16 protein-coding genes and 1 pseudogene are annotated in these 18,024 nt (G+C 43.2%); 9 read left to right on the top strand and 8 right to left on the bottom strand.

Going from position 1 to position 18,024, the window contains the following annotated elements; genetic code table 11:
• Nucleotides 1-124 precede the first annotated feature (124 nt).
• From IQ234_RS14290 to IQ234_RS14280, 3 genes are all read right to left on the bottom strand, one after another.
• Nucleotides 125-1,873 carry a ribonuclease J gene (locus IQ234_RS14290; RefSeq protein ID WP_193957580.1) on the bottom strand — a complete coding sequence of 583 codons (1,749 nt, stop codon included), beginning with the start codon at nucleotides 1,871-1,873 and terminating at the stop codon, nucleotides 125-127.
• Nucleotides 1,874-2,111: 238 nt separating this feature from the next.
• The gene (gene dapA, locus IQ234_RS14285) at nucleotides 2,112-3,002 is read right to left on the bottom strand and encodes a 4-hydroxy-tetrahydrodipicolinate synthase (RefSeq protein WP_193957579.1); all 891 of its coding nucleotides are present in this window, start codon (nucleotides 3,000-3,002) and stop codon (nucleotides 2,112-2,114) included.
• A gap of 425 nt (nucleotides 3,003-3,427) precedes the next feature.
• Nucleotides 3,428-4,465: an aspartate-semialdehyde dehydrogenase gene (locus tag IQ234_RS14280; RefSeq protein WP_193957578.1), complete on the bottom strand. Its 1,038-nt coding sequence runs from the start codon at nucleotides 4,463-4,465 to the stop codon at nucleotides 3,428-3,430.
• A 324-nt stretch (nucleotides 4,466-4,789) separates the two neighbouring features.
• Between IQ234_RS14280 and tig the strand changes: the two genes are divergently transcribed.
• The 6 genes from tig to IQ234_RS14250 all read left to right on the top strand — a co-directional run bounded on the left by tig (nucleotide 4,790) and on the right by IQ234_RS14250 (nucleotide 9,958).
• Nucleotides 4,790-6,187, top strand: coding sequence for a trigger factor (gene tig, locus IQ234_RS14275; protein WP_193957577.1), 1,398 nt, complete (start codon nucleotides 4,790-4,792; stop codon nucleotides 6,185-6,187).
• A 314-nt stretch (nucleotides 6,188-6,501) separates the two neighbouring features.
• A complete protein-coding gene (clpP, locus tag IQ234_RS14270; RefSeq protein WP_002767098.1) occupies nucleotides 6,502-7,203 on the top strand; it encodes an ATP-dependent Clp endopeptidase proteolytic subunit ClpP in 702 nt (233 codons plus the stop codon).
• A 10-nt stretch (nucleotides 7,204-7,213) separates the two neighbouring features.
• Entirely contained in the window at nucleotides 7,214-8,548 is a 1,335-nt protein-coding gene (gene clpX, locus IQ234_RS14265; protein ID WP_193957576.1) for an ATP-dependent protease ATP-binding subunit ClpX, read from the top strand.
• A gap of 21 nt (nucleotides 8,549-8,569) precedes the next feature.
• A complete protein-coding gene (locus tag IQ234_RS14260; protein WP_002737934.1) occupies nucleotides 8,570-8,776 on the top strand; it encodes a hypothetical protein in 207 nt (68 codons plus the stop codon).
• Nucleotides 8,754-9,083 carry a type II toxin-antitoxin system PemK/MazF family toxin gene (locus tag IQ234_RS14255; protein WP_016516286.1) on the top strand — a complete coding sequence of 110 codons (330 nt, stop codon included), beginning with the start codon at nucleotides 8,754-8,756 and terminating at the stop codon, nucleotides 9,081-9,083. Before IQ234_RS14260 ends, IQ234_RS14255 begins: the two co-directional genes overlap by 23 nt.
• A gap of 5 nt (nucleotides 9,084-9,088) precedes the next feature.
• Nucleotides 9,089-9,958, top strand: a complete 870-nt coding sequence (locus IQ234_RS14250) for an alpha/beta fold hydrolase (protein ID WP_193957575.1) — start codon at nucleotides 9,089-9,091, stop codon at nucleotides 9,956-9,958.
• Nucleotides 9,959-10,057: 99 nt separating this feature from the next.
• Here the strand turns inward: IQ234_RS14250 and IQ234_RS14245 are convergent, their stop codons facing one another.
• From IQ234_RS14245 to IQ234_RS14235, 3 genes are all read right to left on the bottom strand, one after another.
• Nucleotides 10,058-10,231: a hypothetical protein gene (locus IQ234_RS14245; RefSeq protein ID WP_193957574.1), complete on the bottom strand. Its 174-nt coding sequence runs from the start codon at nucleotides 10,229-10,231 to the stop codon at nucleotides 10,058-10,060.
• Nucleotides 10,232-10,620: 389 nt separating this feature from the next.
• Entirely contained in the window at nucleotides 10,621-11,724 is a 1,104-nt protein-coding gene (locus IQ234_RS14240) for a T3SS effector HopA1 family protein (RefSeq protein WP_193957573.1), read from the bottom strand.
• A gap of 24 nt (nucleotides 11,725-11,748) precedes the next feature.
• The gene (locus IQ234_RS14235) at nucleotides 11,749-12,918 is read right to left on the bottom strand and encodes a phosphotransferase (protein WP_193957572.1); all 1,170 of its coding nucleotides are present in this window, start codon (nucleotides 12,916-12,918) and stop codon (nucleotides 11,749-11,751) included.
• A gap of 369 nt (nucleotides 12,919-13,287) precedes the next feature.
• Here IQ234_RS14235 and IQ234_RS14230 point away from each other — a divergent pair.
• A pseudogene (locus IQ234_RS14230) lies at nucleotides 13,288-13,725 on the top strand (alpha/beta fold hydrolase); the annotation flags it as partial.
• Between the two features lie 12 nt (nucleotides 13,726-13,737).
• Here the strand turns inward: IQ234_RS14230 and IQ234_RS14225 are convergent.
• Nucleotides 13,738-14,688 carry an undecaprenyl-diphosphate phosphatase gene (locus tag IQ234_RS14225; RefSeq protein WP_193957571.1) on the bottom strand — a complete coding sequence of 317 codons (951 nt, stop codon included), beginning with the start codon at nucleotides 14,686-14,688 and terminating at the stop codon, nucleotides 13,738-13,740.
• A gap of 257 nt (nucleotides 14,689-14,945) precedes the next feature.
• On the opposite strand from IQ234_RS14225, the gene IQ234_RS14220 reads away from it, so the two are divergent.
• Nucleotides 14,946-15,677: a glutathione peroxidase gene (locus IQ234_RS14220; RefSeq protein ID WP_193957570.1), complete on the top strand. Its 732-nt coding sequence runs from the start codon at nucleotides 14,946-14,948 to the stop codon at nucleotides 15,675-15,677.
• A 214-nt stretch (nucleotides 15,678-15,891) separates the two neighbouring features.
• Entirely contained in the window at nucleotides 15,892-16,425 is a 534-nt protein-coding gene (gene dps, locus IQ234_RS14215) for a DNA starvation/stationary phase protection protein Dps (protein WP_193957569.1), read from the top strand.
• A 42-nt stretch (nucleotides 16,426-16,467) separates the two neighbouring features.
• On the opposite strand, the gene IQ234_RS14210 is transcribed toward dps, so the two are convergent.
• Entirely contained in the window at nucleotides 16,468-17,751 is a 1,284-nt protein-coding gene (locus IQ234_RS14210) for a protein kinase domain-containing protein (protein ID WP_193957568.1), read from the bottom strand.
• Nucleotides 17,752-18,024: the final 273 nt, after the last annotated feature.

Below are 18,024 nucleotides of genomic sequence, written 5' to 3'. Positions count from 1 at the left end.
GGGGAGTGGGAAGTATGAATTATGAATTGGGGAGGTGGGGAAGTGGGGAAATTGAACTAAAACCCCAAAACCCCAAAACCTGTCTCCTGTCTCCTATCTCCTGTCTCCTGACGAATCACTGATATTAGGAGGCCATGGTAGCTGCGGGACGGCGGCGGCGATAAGTACGATTGTTCGCTGGTTCCGTTGCCGCCGCTTGCAGGAGGAAAATCACTAGAGGTTGACTCTTTAACTCCCGTTTGATTAAACGTTGCAAAGTCGTCTCGATTTCGGCCCGCAAACCGGCCCAATCTGGGTCCCCCGTCGCAGTTTTAAATTCACTACTGCGATCGCTTAAACAGCGTTCGATCGCCCGAATAATTAACTGATTCAGCAGCGGGATTTCCACTTTTGTCACCACACCGCGCAAATTAATCTCTGGAGGTGCGCTTAATTGTCCCTCAGCGTTAACGAAGGCGGCGATCGTAATCACACCATCTTCGGCTAACTGTTGTCTTTCCTGCATAATGTGTTCGTGGACCACACCCGCTTGATCGACTAACTCGATTCCCGAAGGCACTGGTGCGCCGAGGCCAATGCGATCACCAGTTAACTCGATCGTGTCACCATTTTTGACAATTACCATATTTTCGGCGGGAATCCCCATACTTTGGGCCATCTGAGCGTGTTTGACCAGCATTCGGTGTTCTCCATGCACTGGCACAAAAAACTTCGGCCGCGTCAAAGATAACATCAATTTATGGTCTTCTTGGGAACCATGGCCGGAAACGTGAATTCCCTTATCGCGTCCGTAAACCACGTTAGCACCCTGCATCATTAGGCGATCAATTGTATTGACCACAGCGATCGTATTACCCGGAATCGGATTAGCGGAAAAGACAATCGTATCCCCCTGACGCGCACGAATATGAGGATGTTCACCCTTAGAAATCCGCGTCATGGCCGCTAAAGGTTCCCCTTGGGATCCTGTAGTTAAAATAACGATTTTCTCATCAGCTAAATTGCGGATCGCTTTCAAGGGTTCAAATAGATCATCGGGACATTTAATATACCCCAAATTACGCGCATGAGCGATAACATTTAACATCGATCGACCCACTACCACCACTTTCCGGTTAAATTTCTGGGCCAATTTCAACACCAGATTAATCCGATGCACCGAGGAAGCAAAGGTAGTAATCATAATCCGTCCCGTTGCTTGGTTAAAAACCCGCTCTAAACCGGGATAAACGGAAGCTTCCGAGGGAGTATAACCGGGTACTTCCGCGTTAGTGGAATCACTCAATAAACATAGCACCCCTTTCTCGCCATGTTCGGCAATTTTTTGTAGATCAAAAAATTCGCCATCGACGGGAGTATGGTCAATTTTAAAATCTCCTGTGTGAATAATTATCCCTAAAGGAGTGTGAATTGCTACACAAAAACTGTCGGCGATCGAGTGGGTATTGCGGATATATTCCACCATGAAAGATTTACCTAAACGCACCATTTGCCGAGGAGCAACGGTTTCTAATTTGGTACGATTTGCTAATCCTGCTTCTTCCAATTTATCCCGCAATAAAGCCATCGCTAGACGCGGACCGTAGATAATTGGTACATCAAATTGTTTGAGATGGTAGGGAATACCACCGATATGATCTTCGTGACCGTGGGTGACGATCATACCCTTAATTTTATGGCGATTTTCTCTTAGATAAGTCATATCGGGAAGCACTACATTGACCCCGTGCATATCATCGGAAGGAAAAGCTAAACCAGCATCTAAGAGAATAATCTCATCATCGTATTCAAAAACACAGGTGTTTTTGCCGATTTCGTGTAATCCTCCTAGGGGAATGATCTTTAGTTTTGCTTGGGTTTTATCTTGACTCATTAGGTATCCTTTGATGGTAAGTTATGGTGATTTTTCAGGTGGGTTTTGTGGACGGGAAATCTCAAAAAATGAATAGTTAGAATAAGTCGAACTAGGGAAATAACACCTAGTTAAATTCACTTAGTATCAATACTTTCTAGCAGTTCTAAACTATATTTTTTTCTAGTTAAGCTATTAACATTATAACCTATTTCTCGAAAAAATCCTAGTTTAGTTATCCAAATTTTCTAGTATTTTTCTAGATTAGGGCCAATTCTTGCATAATTTTTGCTAATCCTTCTTCTAAGTCTGGACTTAAGGAACATAAAGGAAGTCTTAGACCCCCCACTTCCCAACCGACTAGATTTAAGGCCGCTTTAATTGGAATTGGATTAGTGGCACAGAATAAACCTTTAAACAGGGGAAATAATTTCAAATTAATCTCGATCGCTTTGGCTGCATCTCCAGTTAAGAAAGCTTGAATCATTCCTTGGATTTCTTCTCCCACTAGATGACTAGCAACACTGACCACTCCCACCGCACCACAGGTCATTAGGGGTAAGGTGAGAAAATCATCGCCGGAATAAATAGCGAAATTTTCAGGAGTATGACAGTAAATCTTACAGGTTTGTTCTAAATTACCACTAGCTTCTTTTACCGCCACAATATTATCAACTGCTGCCAGTTTAATAATCGTTTCTGGGGTCATATTTTGACCCGTGCGACCAGGTATATTATAAAGCATTACTGGCAGATCGGGACAAGCTTTGGCAATGGCGCAAAAATGCTCGTATAAACCCTCTTGGGGAGGTTTATTGTAGTAGGGAACCACTTGTAAAGAACCATCCAAACCCAGTTTAGCAGCCTGTTGGGTCGCTTCGATCGCTTCGGAAGTGGAATTAGAACCCGTCCCCGCGATCACTTTTCCCCGACCATTAACCGCTTTTTTGACAATACTAAATAGTTCGTATTCTTCCTGCCAACTTAGGGTGGGTGATTCTCCCGTCGTCCCACAGACCACTATACCATCGCTACCGTGGGTAACTAGATAATCGGCCAATTTTTCCACCATCCCATAATTAACTTGACCCTCGACGGTGAAGGGTGTCACCATCGCCGTAATTACTCGTCCAAAATATGTTTCACTCATTGATCAGTTATCAGTTATCAGTTATCAGCTTCTGAAGGCAAGAGGCAAAAGAAAGAATCTGGCAATCCTCCTAAGTAGGGAAGGGAGGCACAATTAATTATTTGTAGGATGGGTTAGCGGTAGCTTAACCCATGCAGGCGTTGGGTTTCATGCTTCAACCGTTCGGCTGAACTCACGGCCGAAGCCCAACCTACGTTCTAGTTAACCTCTTGCATAATTAATTTTTGAGGGTTCAAAAACGGCCAAAATAAGGTTAAATTGCATAAAATCTGTAAATAGACCATTTAATTGATTATTATTCATTCTTAATCCTCCTGACTACTGACTACTGACTACTGGCTCCTAACCCCAACAACAATTTTTGATTTTTACCAGAGGTCTAGTTATCATCGCCTTGATTTAGCTGATGGCTGATAGCTTAATTATCAAACTGTTGCTAATCTGGAACCGACGAGATTTTTCTTGACTAAAATTTCGGCAATTTGTACAGCATTTAAAGCCGCACCCTTGCGAATTTGATCGCCGCATAGCCACAATTCTAGACCGTTAGGATGAGAGATATCTTGACGAATGCGTCCCACTAATACTTCATCGCGACCGGTGGCATCAATTGGCATGGGAAAATAATTAGCGTCCCAATCTTCCACTAATTTTACCCCCGGAGCAGACTCAAGAATTTCTCTGGCCTTCAGCACAGAAAAAGGCCGACTAAATTCTAGGTTAACCGATTCCGAATGGGCCCGCAGGACGGGAACCCTCACACAGGTGGCGCTAACCCGCAGCTCTGGACAAGCAAAAATCTTGCGGGTTTCGTTGACCATTTTCATTTCTTCCTCGCAGTACCCTTGACCATTAATTGGGGTATTGTGGGGAAAAAGATTAAAAGCGAGGGGATAGGGGAAGGAATTAGTGGGAGGTTGCCGATTGTCAAGAATTGCTTGTGCTTGCTGTTTTACCTCCTCCATCGCTCGCGCTCCAGCACCACTAGCGGACTGATAAGTAGAAACTACTACTCGCTCGATCGCCTGTACTTGGTGGAGAGGCCAGATCGCCACTCCTAAAAGAATTGTCGTACAGTTGGGATTAGCGATAATGCCCCGGTGATTGTCCACACTGTCGGGATTGATTTCTGGGACAACTAAAGGCACTTCGGGATTCATGCGAAAAGCGCTGGAGTTATCGATAATCGTCGCACCGGACTCGACAATAGTTTTCGCCCAAGCTTTCGAGGTGGATCCCCCCGCAGAAGCGAGAACGATATCCACGTCCTGAAAAGAGCGCTCGTTTACCGCTTCGATGAGGAGACTTTCGCCCTGAAAATTGAGGATTTTTCCAGCAGAACGCTCGGAAGCCAGTAATTTTAGACTAGCGAGAGGGAAATGACGACTAGCTAATAACTCTAGTAATTCCGTTCCCACGGCCCCGGTGGCCCCTAAAATAGCGACCCGTACTTTTTTACTCAAATTGTGTGACCTCCTGACGAGTTGGGTGATGATAATGATCCGAAGAAATCGTTAAAGTAAAAAATCTTTTTTGTCCACCGAGTTATTCTCAAGCTTGGATTGATCGGCTTTTGATCAGCAAAATTTTCTGATTGGGCTTAACTGCCCCAAGGACGGAATAAATTAAATATACCCCATTGACCGCTAAAATAAAAAGATTGTGACAGCTTGGGGAGCAACTGCAGCTATTCCCCTAGAATATCATGAGCGGGACGGATCCACCGCAGGCGTAAACACCGCTCACCCTATTATAAACGTTCCTTGTCGTAAGAGCTAGAAAAATCAATGAAAGTTATTCAGGAAAAGCTTCCTGCCAGTCAGATAGGTTTAGAAATTGAAATTCCCGCCGAAACCACGAAAAACACCCACGAGAAAGTGGTAAATAATTTAGCGAAGTCGGCCAATATACCCGGTTTTCGCCCCGGTAAGGTTCCCCGTCAGATTCTTCTGCAAAGATTGGGAACTAAGGCAGTAAAAGCGGCGGTAATTGAGGAATTAATCGAAAATTGTCTCGAATCTGCCCTAAAACAGGAGGGGATCGAGTCTCTGGGTAATCCCCAGCTATTGTCTCAGTTTGAGGATTTGATCGCTGCCTATGAACCGGGTAAAGCTTTGACTTTTTCAGTTTCCGTGGATGTAGCCCCGACAATTATTCTCGGAGATTACGAAAATCTGAGCGTTACTGCCGAAGAAACCGTTTATGATCCCGAATCCGTGGAAAATTGGTTTAAAGAGCGTCAAGAACAGTTAGCGACATTGGTTCCCGTGGAAGATCGCGGGGCGCAGCTGGGAGATGTGGCGATCGTTGATTATCGAGGAAAATCTGCCGAAACTGGCGAAGATATCCCGGATATTGACGGCGAAGATCTGCGGGTCGATATGGAAGCAGGACGCTTTATCGAGGGGATGGTGGAAGGAATTGTCGGCATGAAACCGGAAGAAGTCAAAGAGATGACTTTAACTTTCCCAGAAGATTATCCCAAAGAGGATGTGGCAGCAAAAGCGGTAATTTTTACCATTACGATGAAAGAGTTAAAAGCAAAGGAATTACCAGAGCTTGACGACGATTTTGCCCAAGAAGTCAGCGATCAGGAGACAATCGCCGAATTAAGAGCAAGTTTAGAGAAACGCTTCCAAGAACAAGCGGAGAAGGAAACCAAAGAAAGCATTTATGAGGCTTTAACCAAGGAATTGGTCAAAGGGGCGACTTTAGATTTACCGGAGACGCTGATCGAAAAGGAAGTGACGCATATTTTGACCCAAAGCTTCATGCAGTTTCAACAAATGGGGCTAGATGTCAACCAGTTGTTTACAAAAGATAATATTCCCAAAATGCGGGAAAGCACCCGTCCCGATGCGATCGAAAGTCTGAAACAGACTCTGGTGGTGCAGGAATTGGCTAAAGTCGCCGGCATTGAAGTCAGTCCCGAAGCGGTAACGGAAAAAATCGCTAAAATCATGGCGGAATTGTCCGATCGCGATATAGATAAGCAGCGTCTGGAACAGGTGATCACCGAAGAAATGCTGGCGGAAAACACCCTAGAATGGCTGAAAGAAAAGGCTACTATCACCCTCGTCCCTAAAGGTTCCCTAGAGGAAGAAACAAGTGAGGAGGAGGAAACAGAAGAAACCTTCGCATTCACCGAAGTGGAAGTATTGGCAGCTGAGGCTGAGGAAGAATAACCGTAAGGAGTTAGCAGTCCTGTTGGGGTGTTGGGGTTTTAGGGCATTGCTTGAATTCCCCCATTCCCCCATTCCCTGATAACTGATAACTGATAACTGATCACTGATAACTGATCACTGATAACTGATAACTGATCACTGATAACTGATAACTGATAACTGATCACTGATCACTGATAACTGATTCCTGCCAACCGGGGGAAACTTAGGGCATAATAGATGGACAGAAGTGCTAAAGATGCTTAACATTTGCCAGTAAAAGCTCCACAGCCAAGCAAAAACCCTAAGATTGTGATAGCGGAACCGAAAAAATTATGCTCGAATCGAGATCACCTGACTACCCAATTACCAGTAATTGTCGCCCTGCTATCTACGCCAACACGGGGAGAAACTCCCTAGCTAACGTTTTACCCGTGGTAATCGAACAGTCTGGCATGGGTGAACGGGCTTTTGATATCTATTCTCGACTCCTGCGCGAGAGAATTGTCTTTTTGGGAACTCCCGTCGATGATCAGGTCGCTGATTCGATCGTTGCCCAACTCCTCTACTTGGAGGCAGAAGATCCCGAAAAAGATATCCAACTCTATATCAACTCCCCCGGCGGTTCCGTTTATGCTGGACTAGCTATCTACGACACCATGCAGCAAATTCGCCCCCACGTGGCGACAATTTGTTTCGGTTTAGCCGCTAGTATGGGAGCATTCCTGCTTTGTGGTGGCGCAGCAGGTAAACGGATGTCTCTACCCAGTAGCCGGATCATGATTCACCAACCCCTCGGCGGCGCCCAAGGTCAGGCTAGTGATATCGCCATCCAAGCCAAAGAGATCCTCTACATTAAACAGAGACTCAATACCATGCTGGCTCATCACACCGGTCAACCCTATGATCGCATCGCCAACGACACCGAACGGGACTTTTTCATGTCCGCCGTCGAAGCTAAAGAATATGGGTTAATCGATCAGGTGATTTCCCGTCCCGAACTGCCCGATCCTACCGTTCCCGTTACTTCCCTGTAAATAATAAACTATGTCTAAATACGACTCCCACCTCAAGTGTTCATTTTGCGGCAAATCCCAGGAACAAGTGCGAAAATTAATCGCCGGGCCGGGGGTCTATATTTGTGACGAGTGTGTGGAACTGTGTAACGAAATTCTCGATGAGGAATTGATGGAACCGCCCAGTCCGGTCGCCCCAGTGGAGGAACGTCCCAACAAACGGCGATCGGGCCAAAACAAAACCACTTGGGAACAAATTCCCAAACCAAGGGAGATTAAAAAATACCTCGATGACTACGTTATTGGTCAAAATGAGGCGAAAAAAGTGCTTTCGGTGGCCGTTTATAACCATTACAAACGCCTCAAAGATATCCAAACCCAAAAAGCCGGTGGCGGCAATCCAGAAGATAGCATCGAACTGCAAAAATCTAATATTCTGTTAATTGGTCCCACAGGATCGGGAAAAACCCTTCTAGCTCAAACTCTGGCTAAAATCCTCGATGTACCTTTTGCTGTCGCCGATGCCACTACTTTAACCGAGGCCGGTTATGTGGGGGAAGATGTGGAAAATATTCTCTTGCGTCTGTTACAAGTGGCAGATTTAGACGTGGAAGAGGCGCAGCGGGGCATTATCTACATCGATGAAATCGATAAAATTGCGCGTAAGAGCGAAAATACCTCGATTACCCGGGATGTGTCTGGAGAAGGGGTTCAGCAAGCTTTACTGAAAATGTTAGAGGGAACGATCGCCAATGTTCCCCCCCAAGGCGGCCGCAAACACCCCTATCAGGATTGTATTCAGATTGACACCAGCAATATCCTGTTTATCTGCGGTGGGGCGTTTGTCGGTTTAGATAAGGTGATCGATCAGCGTCTCGGTAAAAAATCGATGGGCTTTATTCAACCGGGAGATAGCCAAGCTAGTAAGGATAAGGTAGCGGCAGGGTTATTAAAACAGATGACTCCCGATGATTTAGTCAAATTTGGCATGATTCCAGAGTTTGTCGGTCGGATTCCCGTCTTGGCGGCACTCTCACCCCTGGATGAGGAAGCTTTAATCGCTATCCTGACGCAACCCCGCAACGCTTTGGTGAAACAGTATCAAAAACTGTTGAAGATGGACAATGTACAGTTAGAGTTTAAATCTGATGCCGTCCTAGCGATCGCCCAAGAGGCCTATCGTCGCAAAACCGGGGCCCGAGCCCTACGAGGTATTGTCGAGGAATTAATGCTCGATGTCATGTACGAATTGCCCTCGCGCAAGGACGTGAAACGCTGTTTAATCACCCGCGAAATGGTGGAAAAACGTTCCACGGCAGAGCTATTGGTTCATCCTTCCTCTCTACCCAGTCAAGAATCCGCTTAAGGGGAAAAATCGAGGTTAACCATGCTGAACACCGTTCCCGCAATTGTCAAAGAAGGCCGGATCGAACTCCTCGAATCCGTGCCGATTCCAGAGGGTACTAGGGTTTTAGTCACCCTCATCCCGGAGGAGACAAACTCGGATTTCTGGCAAAAAGTCAGCGAAACTGCTCTCGCTAAGATTTGGGATAATCTGGAAGACGACATCTATGAACGATTACTCGAAGCTTGAAATCGTTCTCGTTCGTTATCCTTTTTCAGATTTAGCGGACGCTAAAATCAGACCGGTTATCATTGTTAGTTCTCCTCACCGTTCACGGGATGTTTTTCTGGTTCCCCTTACCAGTCGCATCAATAATTTACTGGAGGGTGAGTTTTTGCTAGAAGATTGGGAGAACGAGGGATTGAATGTACCGACGGCCGTTAAGCGGGGGATATACACAATCCAACAAGATTTACTCCTTAAGAGAATCGGACGACTATCGGACACAGATGCGCGACGTTTGCAAAACTCTTTACGAGGATGGCTAGGTATCTAACTATCATGGAAACTCAAATAACCGATAAAAAAGTCACTGTTCGCGGTGTTCCCCACTATTACGAGTGGATTCGACAGTCGGAATCTGCCCAGAAAAAGCCGGTAATGGTGTTTATTCATGGTTGGGGAGGATCGGGACGCTATTGGCGATCAACCGCTGCAGCAATTTGCGATCGCTTTGATTGTTTGTTGTACGATATGCGGGGTTTTGGTCGGTCTAAATTGCCAGAAAAATCCCCCGATCTTTCCTACGATTTAGAAGAATATGCCCTTGATTTGGCCTTGTTTTTAGATAGTTTGGAAATTGAAAAAATCTATCTCAATAGTCACTCTATGGGGGCATCGGTAGCGACTTTTTTTATTACTATGTACCCCGAAAGAGTGGTCAAAGCAATTCTAACCTGTAATGGCATTTTTGAGTATAATAAAGCGGCTTTTGCTGCCTTTCATAAATTCGGTAAGTATGTAGTGCAGTTTCGTTATGATTGGTTTTTAAAAGTACCTTTTGCCGATCGATTATTTATGGCGAGATTTTTGCATCGATCGATCCCAAAATCAGAAAGAATTGCTTTTTTAGAAGATTTTTTAGCGGCAGATTACGAGGCCGCCCTAGGCACAATTTATACATCTGTGAGTAAAAAGGCAGTGGAAATTATGCCAGCTAAATTTGCCGAGATTAAGGTACCAACTCTTTTAGTATCAGGGGAAAAAGACATTATTATTCCTGCCAAAATGGGCAAAATGGCGGCGGATTTGAATAATAACATCCAGTATGTGGAGATGGCTAATACTGCTCACTTCCCCATGTTAGAAGATTCCCCTACTTATCTACAAAAATTGCGAGATTTTTTAGAAATAATGGCAAAAATGTCTTGATCAACCTAGACGTAGGTTGAGGCGTTACGAAACACCACAAAAGTAGGTATTTTTGGTATTGGGTTTCGTAATGCCTAAATCCAACCTATGAATTACTACCTAGTTCCTCAGAAGATGAGAAATAGCAAGTCCTACCGCAACTCCAAGCAAAAATGTCGCACCACCTTGTGTACCAAGCGTTTCCGACTCGGTCAAGTCAGTAAGGTAACTCTCAGAATCAAAGAGCAAATCCGCACCAGCAGGGCGTAACTCAGAAATAGTAATATTAGCCATTTTTGTTTCTTCTTGGAATAAGTTTTACTGTTTTACTTTGAGGTAATCAGATTTATGTTCTTCCTTTCCCTATGACTGTTATTATTGCCCAACTCTCCAACAATGACAATAGGTTAAGCAACTTTAAAATTAATCTAAATGAGACAATTATGTCTCAATTTTACCGACTAAACACCGTAACTTCATCTAGATTATGACCGCAAATGCCCATAATCTCGTATCAACGAGCTTTGTTTTTCAAGACATAAATAACACAATTATGTCTTTTTTTATATCTCTCTGCCTAGGGTTCGGCTGGTGGCAGAGCAAAAAAATAGCCCCATGACCTAATGAGGCTAAAATCTACCGATGGGCCGATCGCTCTTTGATTCCTAGATAGGCGACTAATATCAGCCTGCCAACTCTAATCCCTGATAAACATCCTCAGAATCAGCATTCAAATAAGGACGCTGCCAATCAATCCCCAACCCAGAAAACTGCTCAGAAATAGCAGTAATCCGACCCGCCGCAGAATTGTCCTCCTGTTGCCAAGCCATCAATAACCCATTGGCTATAATCTGACAGCGATTCATCCCAAAACTCTCCTCACTGCCAAACTTTTTGTCCGGTTCTTCCGCCAACCCCAAACCCGGTGCTAACTCCAGAGTAAACAAAGGTATTTCTGGCTTAAAAACAGACTGATTTTCTTGATAAACATGAGCCACCACCTGCCTGACCAACTCATAATCTGTTTTGCCAAAATAAAGCACCCCAGCATCATATCGTTGATAATCAACCGGATTATATAAAGCCTTAAAACTAAAAGGAATCCCCCTCTGATTTAACCTTTCAGTCAACCCAGTCATCACAGCCACCGCGCCTTCGGGAGTAACATTAAAATAGAGCCGCACCATAGCTTCCTCTCTCTGTAAACCGGCATTACCCACCGCCATATAAAAGCCATTTTGTACAAAATTCTTAGGCATCAAAATTGACACAACACCCCCCACTGCCGCCGCTTGCTCAGACTCTTGAAGATGCTTTTCCCGTTGGATATGCAGTCGCAAACCGCCCTTAGTCACAGCCAAACTGCCATCGGTTTCCTCTCTCAAAATTGACCAACCTGAATCAAAATATCCCTCCCCCTTGTTCGCTTCTTCCAACTGTAAATAAAAGTCCATAGCTACGCCAGCAAAACTATTATTCTCCAAATCTAATTGCTGACCCTTATTCTCAGAACCTAATGCTTGCGATGCTTGCATCGACCCATTATAATAAATGCCATAAAGAAAACTCCTCAACTGTAAGCTCATATATTTATCCTGTATTTCCTTCGGTAACGCCTGAATCCGAGACAACATCTCAGCCGGCATTTCCCAGGGTTGATAGTTAGGATGACGAATTGAAAAATCAGCGGAAATTTCGAGATTTTCAACAATATCTAACAAAACTTCCTTTAACCGACCTCTAACCTCAGGGGCTAAATGATGGAATTGAGAATTAAGTAATGACATAATTTTTCAAGATACTCAACGATATTAAACTTGGCCAACAACAGAAGAATTCATCTGATTTAACTGAGTAGCAGTAGCCCCAAAAATCGTGGACATTGATGATTCAGGACGACATAACAAAGCCTTGGCTACCTGAAGCATAGCAATTCCAGTATTATTAAAGATTTTTTGATACTGAACCATGGCCAAAATTGCAATAATTAAAGAAAAACCGGCCAACTGGACTACTTGCTTTAAGAAATCAGGACGATATTCTAAGATTTCTGGGAAAGTTTCTAAATAAGCTAAAGTTAACCCACCGATAGATGGCTGCAGTAATTCTAGGGGAGTAGTGGCTAGTCGCAGAGACTCTTCAATACTGAGAGAATTACTAATCACCAAGCTACCCAACCAAATTTGTAGATAACTAGAGATCGCCATTCCCAAATCAAATGCTGGATCTCCCCAATCAGACCTTTCCCAATCAATCAACCGGATCCCATTTCCATTAATATCTTCCCAGTTTCGATTCAGAAGAATATTATTCAGCTTGATGTCATTGTGAGTCAGACAAACAGGAGAAATAGTTTCACTGGCCCGATGAACTGCTTCTCCTAAGCTATCATATCGTTGATAAAGTGCAAAAAATTTCAATCCATCCATCGGAGCCATGCCAAAAATTTCAGGACCGATCCTTTCCAAACTCTCTAATAATAGCGGAGATACTTTCGGTTTCCCAGCAAACTCTTCTTTGACAAAAAACTCCCGATAAATACTCTGATTCCAGGTATCACGGTGAATTGTCGCCAAACAACTGCCGATTTGAGTAGCAACCTGAGCCGGAAAGAGATTCTCTTTAGAATAAAACTCTGCTAAATCCTGATAATTATCCAGATAAGTAGAAACTAAAATTGAGTTATCAGCATCGTGGAGCAGTAATTCTGGCAGAAAACTACGCCAATGGTCAATTTCAGAAAAGTTCTCTAGAAATTTGGGGATTCGCCATTCCCCAAAAAACTCACCCACCGTTTCCTTTTCTAAATTAATAAATTGTTCTTGTTTAACCAGTAACTTTCGACCCTCTGGTAAAGTCACTAATAAGTTAAAATTTTTAGCCCGAATCTGCTCTACTCTTGGATTTTCTAGAGAGCGATTACAGATTTTTTGGTCGATTAAATAGTCATAAACATTTTGAGAACTTAACACAAATTTCATAATTACAATTATTCTCAAATATTGCTAATCTGTTTTTAAGTGGGTGGGTGGAATTAAATATAAGATGAACGTAGGTTGGGCTTCGGCCGTGAGCTTTTGCCGAACGGTTGAAGCATGAAACCCAACGCCCGCTCATGTTACGCTACCGCTAACCTATCCTCCAAATAATTGTGCCTACCTACTTATTGATTTTAATCATAATTGATGATAGCCTTATTGCCAAGCTATTCATCTGCATTAAAAAGACATAATTAACACAATTATGTCTAAACTTCAGCTAATCTCGCCAGTCAACCTACCTGTTAGATTGGTTTAGGGATAATTGCGATCGCTCCATAGACAAAGAAACCGGGTTTCTCCACAGGAGAAAAGGCAGCTTTTGCTGCCTTTCATAAATTCGGTAAGTATGTGGTACAGTTTCGTTATGATTGGTTTTTAAAAGTACCTTTTGCCGATCAATTATTTATGGCGAGATTTTTGCATTGATCGATCCCAAAATCAGAAAGAATTGCTTTTTTAGAAGATTTTTTAGCGGCAGATTATGAGGCCGTTCTAGGCACAATTTATACATCTGTGAGTGAAAAGGCAGTGGAAATTATGCCAGGTAAATTTGCCGAGATTAAGGTACCAACTCTTTTATTATCAGGGGAAAAAGATATTATTATCCCTGCCAAAATGGGCAAAATGGCGGCGGATTTGAATAATAATATCCAGTATGTGGAGATGGCTAATACTGCTCACTTCCCCATGTTAGAAGATGCCCCTACTTATCTAAAAAAATTGCGAGATTTTTTGGAAATTAATTAGAATGCCAAAAGGTCAGGAAAAACGCCCCAAGGCCACACCAATCAGGATAGCAACCCCGAAAAAGAGACGATACCAGACGAAAACCCAGGTACTCTGTTTTTTGAGATAATCTAATAACCAAGCGATCGAAAGATAGGAAAATATCGCCGAGGAAATTACCCCAATAGCGAGGGGAATTAATTCACTGGTATTAATCTGGTCGAGAACGCCTTTAAATTCCACTAAACCGGCTAAAGTTATCGCCGGAATCCCCAACAGGAAGGAAAATCGCGCCGCTACGGCCCTTTCTAAACCCATGAATAACCCGGCAGTTAAGGTGGACCCAGAACGAGATACCCCCGGTATTAGGGCTAAAGCTTGGGCTAATCCCATTAAAACCCCGTCTTTTTGTCGCAAAGTCTCAAAACTGCGTTTATGTTTCCCGATTTTTTCGGACGTACCTAAGAGTAAAGACATGACTATAGAGGCAGAGGCGATCGCTGTCATGCTTCTCAGGGGGGAGTTATCTAAATCGGGAATGAAAAGTTTCATTAACAAACCGAAGAAAACGATCGGAATTGTGCCTAGGATAATCCCCACGGCTAAACGAAAATCCTGGGAACGATAATCGGAACTAGCCACCGCTTTCACCATTCCCGTGGATATTTGCCTTAAATCCTGCCAAAAATAGGACAATACCGCCGCAATACTGCCCAATTGAATCACTGCTGTATAGGTGACACCGGGATCTCCCCAACCCAAAAAGACGGGAATCGCTTTTAGATGAGCGGTACTGCTAATCGGCAAAAATTCTGTCACTCCCTGCACAAATCCCAAAAAAATTGCCTGTAACCAGTTAATTTTTTCCAGAGGTATGGTGCTAGTGGTTGATTGGGCAATGACGGCGGGTGTAATCGCCAAAATCACCGTTATTATCGCTAGTCCTAGCCATTTATAGCTTTTTTTCAGGAAGGAAAACATCATTTTTCAGTAAAAAAGGGTTGGGTGTGGGGTGTGGGGTGTGGGGGATTAGGGAAATTAACTAATCAATATTACTGCCTTTTGTCTATCTCCTATCTCCTGTCTCCTGTCTCCTATCTCCTATCTCCTGTCTCCTGTCTCCTATCTCCTGTCTCCTAATTTAAGTATAAATACTTGTTGACAACTCATAGTCGTTATGAGTACACTTAATTTAGACAAACTCGAAATGAGTACGACTTAGCAATTAGGAGTTGAAGATTATGCTACCAAACCGAGAAGGACAGAGAGTTCCCGATGTCACCTTTCCCGTGCGTCAAAATAATCAATGGGTGAACATCACCAGCGAGGAATTATTCAAAGGAAAAACCGTTGTTCTTTTTGCCTTACCCGGGGCATTCACTCCCACCTGTTCCACCTCTCATTTACCCGGATATAACGAATTAGCCCCAGTTTTTCGGGAAAATGGCGTAGATGCTATTGTTTGCTTGTCGGTGAATGATACCTTTGTCATGAACGAGTGGGCAAAAGACCAAGAATGTGATAATGTCGTCTTAATTCCCGACGGTAACGGCGAATTTAGCGCAGGAATGGGGATGTTAGTCGATAAAGCTGACTTAGGTTTCGGTAAACGTTCTTGGCGCTATTCGATGCTAGTCAAAGATGGTGTTATCGAGAAAATGTTCATCGAACCAGAAGAACCGGGAGATCCTTTCAAAGTCTCCGATGCGGAAACGATGTTACACTACATCAACCCAGAAGCCAAAAAACCGCCTTTAGTCTCTCTTTTCTCGAAAGTGGGCTGTCCCTACTGCCTCCGGGCTAAGAAAATGTTAGAAGAAAAAGGGCTACAATACGAAGAAATTATCCTCGGACGCGATGCCACCAGTCGTTCTCTGCGGGCCATGAGTGGCAATACCACCACCCCACAAGTCTTCATTAACGGCCAATTAATTGGCGGTTCGGGAGAATTAGCGGCTTATTTAGGAGCATAATTAATTAAGCTATCAGCTGTCAGCTTCTGATTTTTCAATTAATTAGCTATTTTTCTAGTTATCAACACTATTATCTAGCTGACGGCTGAGGGCGATGTTAATCAATTCTGAAAGGGGATGTGTATAGCTTGAGCTTAATTTTAGGATCAAAATCAGTCCCTTATGCACCCACAAAAATTATCGAGTATTTGTTAACTCATCAAGGAGAAAGATTATGGTAGCCACTCCAGTCAAAAGCAAAACCACGGGACAATACTACGCCACCCGCATCGATTTAGCATTAGATATCCGCAAAGCTATGGTTGAAATCTTAAGTCAAACCCTTGCCGCTAGTTTGGACCTAAAAACTCAAGTTAAACAGGCCCACTGGAATGTCAAAGGTTTAAATTTCTACCAATTGCACAGCCTCTTCGACGAAATGGCCACGGAATTAGAAGACTATGGGGACATGGTAGCAGAACGGATTACCGCTTTAGGTGGAACCGCTTTGGGAACAGTACGCATCGCCGCCGCTAACTCGATTCTGCCAGAATATCCGGCTGATATCGTCGATGGTAGTGAACATCTCGTTGCTTTAGCCGAACGTTATGCCTTATACGCTTCCCATCTTCGTTCTGCTATTGATACCACTGGCAATCAAGGGGATGCTGACACAGCAGATCTCTACACGGAAATCTCCCGGGACATCGATAAACGTCTCTGGTTCCTAGAAGCGCATCTGATTAAATCGGAAGATGTTATCGGTTAAATATAGATAAATTTGGGGTGTGTTAACGTGGCTTAATACACCTTAAATTCTCGTAATCGGTAAACGTAGCCAATCGCTTAATTGTTGTGCCAACCAATCTAATTCGGCTTCGCTAACATCTTCACTGGCAGTGATAACATATTCTCGATGGTTGGCAACGAGAACCAGACAAGGAGGAATAATATTAACATTTTCTCCCTGCATAGTGACAGTGACATTGTGACGAATGAGACTATAAATTTCGGAACTGGCGGCATCGGCAGTTAGTTTAAATTTTAGCCCCCAGAGTTTTTGATAGAGAGAAACTTTTTTGGGGGTAATTTTTAACTCTAGTTCCCCCTGCCAAAAAGATTTCCATAACTGCCAAGATAAACTAGAGGAGATTAAATTGAGCAGAAAAATTAGGATAATTGGGATTAAAAAAGCGACCAGTTTGAGATCGTAAATACCGACTATGGTTAAGAGGGTAATCGTGAAGAATAGGGATGGTAAAAACTGTCTTAACTGGGTTTTGAGATTATTGAAAAACTTTTGTTTGGTTTTACTAGCGATTTTTATTTGCAGGAGATTATCTTTTTTATAAACAGTAACTTCGCTGCCGTAGGGTTTGGTAAGATTGCCAATAGATACTAGGATCAATTGACAACTATATAAGCTGGCTAAAGCTTCTGTCACCGAACGAAAATGAGAGTCCGGGGGGGAGTTTGATAATCTTTTTAACCAATAGATGAAAAAAGCACTTAGATTAGTTTTTTGCTCAAAGTTTTCGGGTATGTAACTATGCTTAATCCCCGTGGCTAAACTAATCAAACTTTTGCCTAGATCCTGTAAATCCGTGATGGGAGAATCGAAATCAAAGGCAAAATCAACTAGATAAAAACGATGGGACTGGGTATCAAAGAGGATATTACTAAGTTTAATATTGCCGTGGTTAATGGGGACATCCTGCTGATGGAGATAGGAGAGAATCTCCAAAAGATATTTGGCAATTTGTTTGAGATATTGTTCTGCTAATAAATAACTGGAGTTAAGATAGTTTTCTAAAGGCTGCGCTGATAAATAAGGTCGGACAATAGCGATGATTTGTTCCTGGGATGAATCTATCTCAAAGCTATCGAGGTATTTGGGGAGAGATGGGTGGGAAAGTTGTCGCAATAGGGCAATTTTACTGGTTATTTCTCCGATAAACTGACTTCCTTGACCCCTAGGAACAGAAATAAGTTTAATGATAACTAACTGGGTGGTGTGTCTGTCCCTAGCTAAGATAGTTTTTTTTCCCAGTAACTGTTGGACTTGATAACGACTATGGAGAACTCGATCGAGCATGGGGGAGGATGGAGTAAGTAGTATCTCTAGGATAGCTCACTCTGGAAACTCTAGCCGCCATCTTTAGCATCCTTTTAATATTTTAACAATTGATTAAAAATTCTCGTCTTGCCTAGAAAGAATTGCTATAGTAGTCCTATTTAAGTTATAGCAATTCTTGGAGCTATGAGGTACAATGAAAAGCAAATAGACAAATAATAGAACTCGCCAGCTTCCTATGAGACCCTATTCCGTAGATTTTCGCCAAAAAATTATCGATGTCTGGAAGAAAGA

It is taken from the genome of Microcystis aeruginosa LEGE 91341 (genome assembly GCF_015206885.1).
Taxonomy (GTDB): domain Bacteria; phylum Cyanobacteriota; class Cyanobacteriia; order Cyanobacteriales; family Microcystaceae; genus Microcystis; species Microcystis aeruginosa_H.
This window is presented reverse-complemented; position numbering and strand designations above follow the sequence as displayed.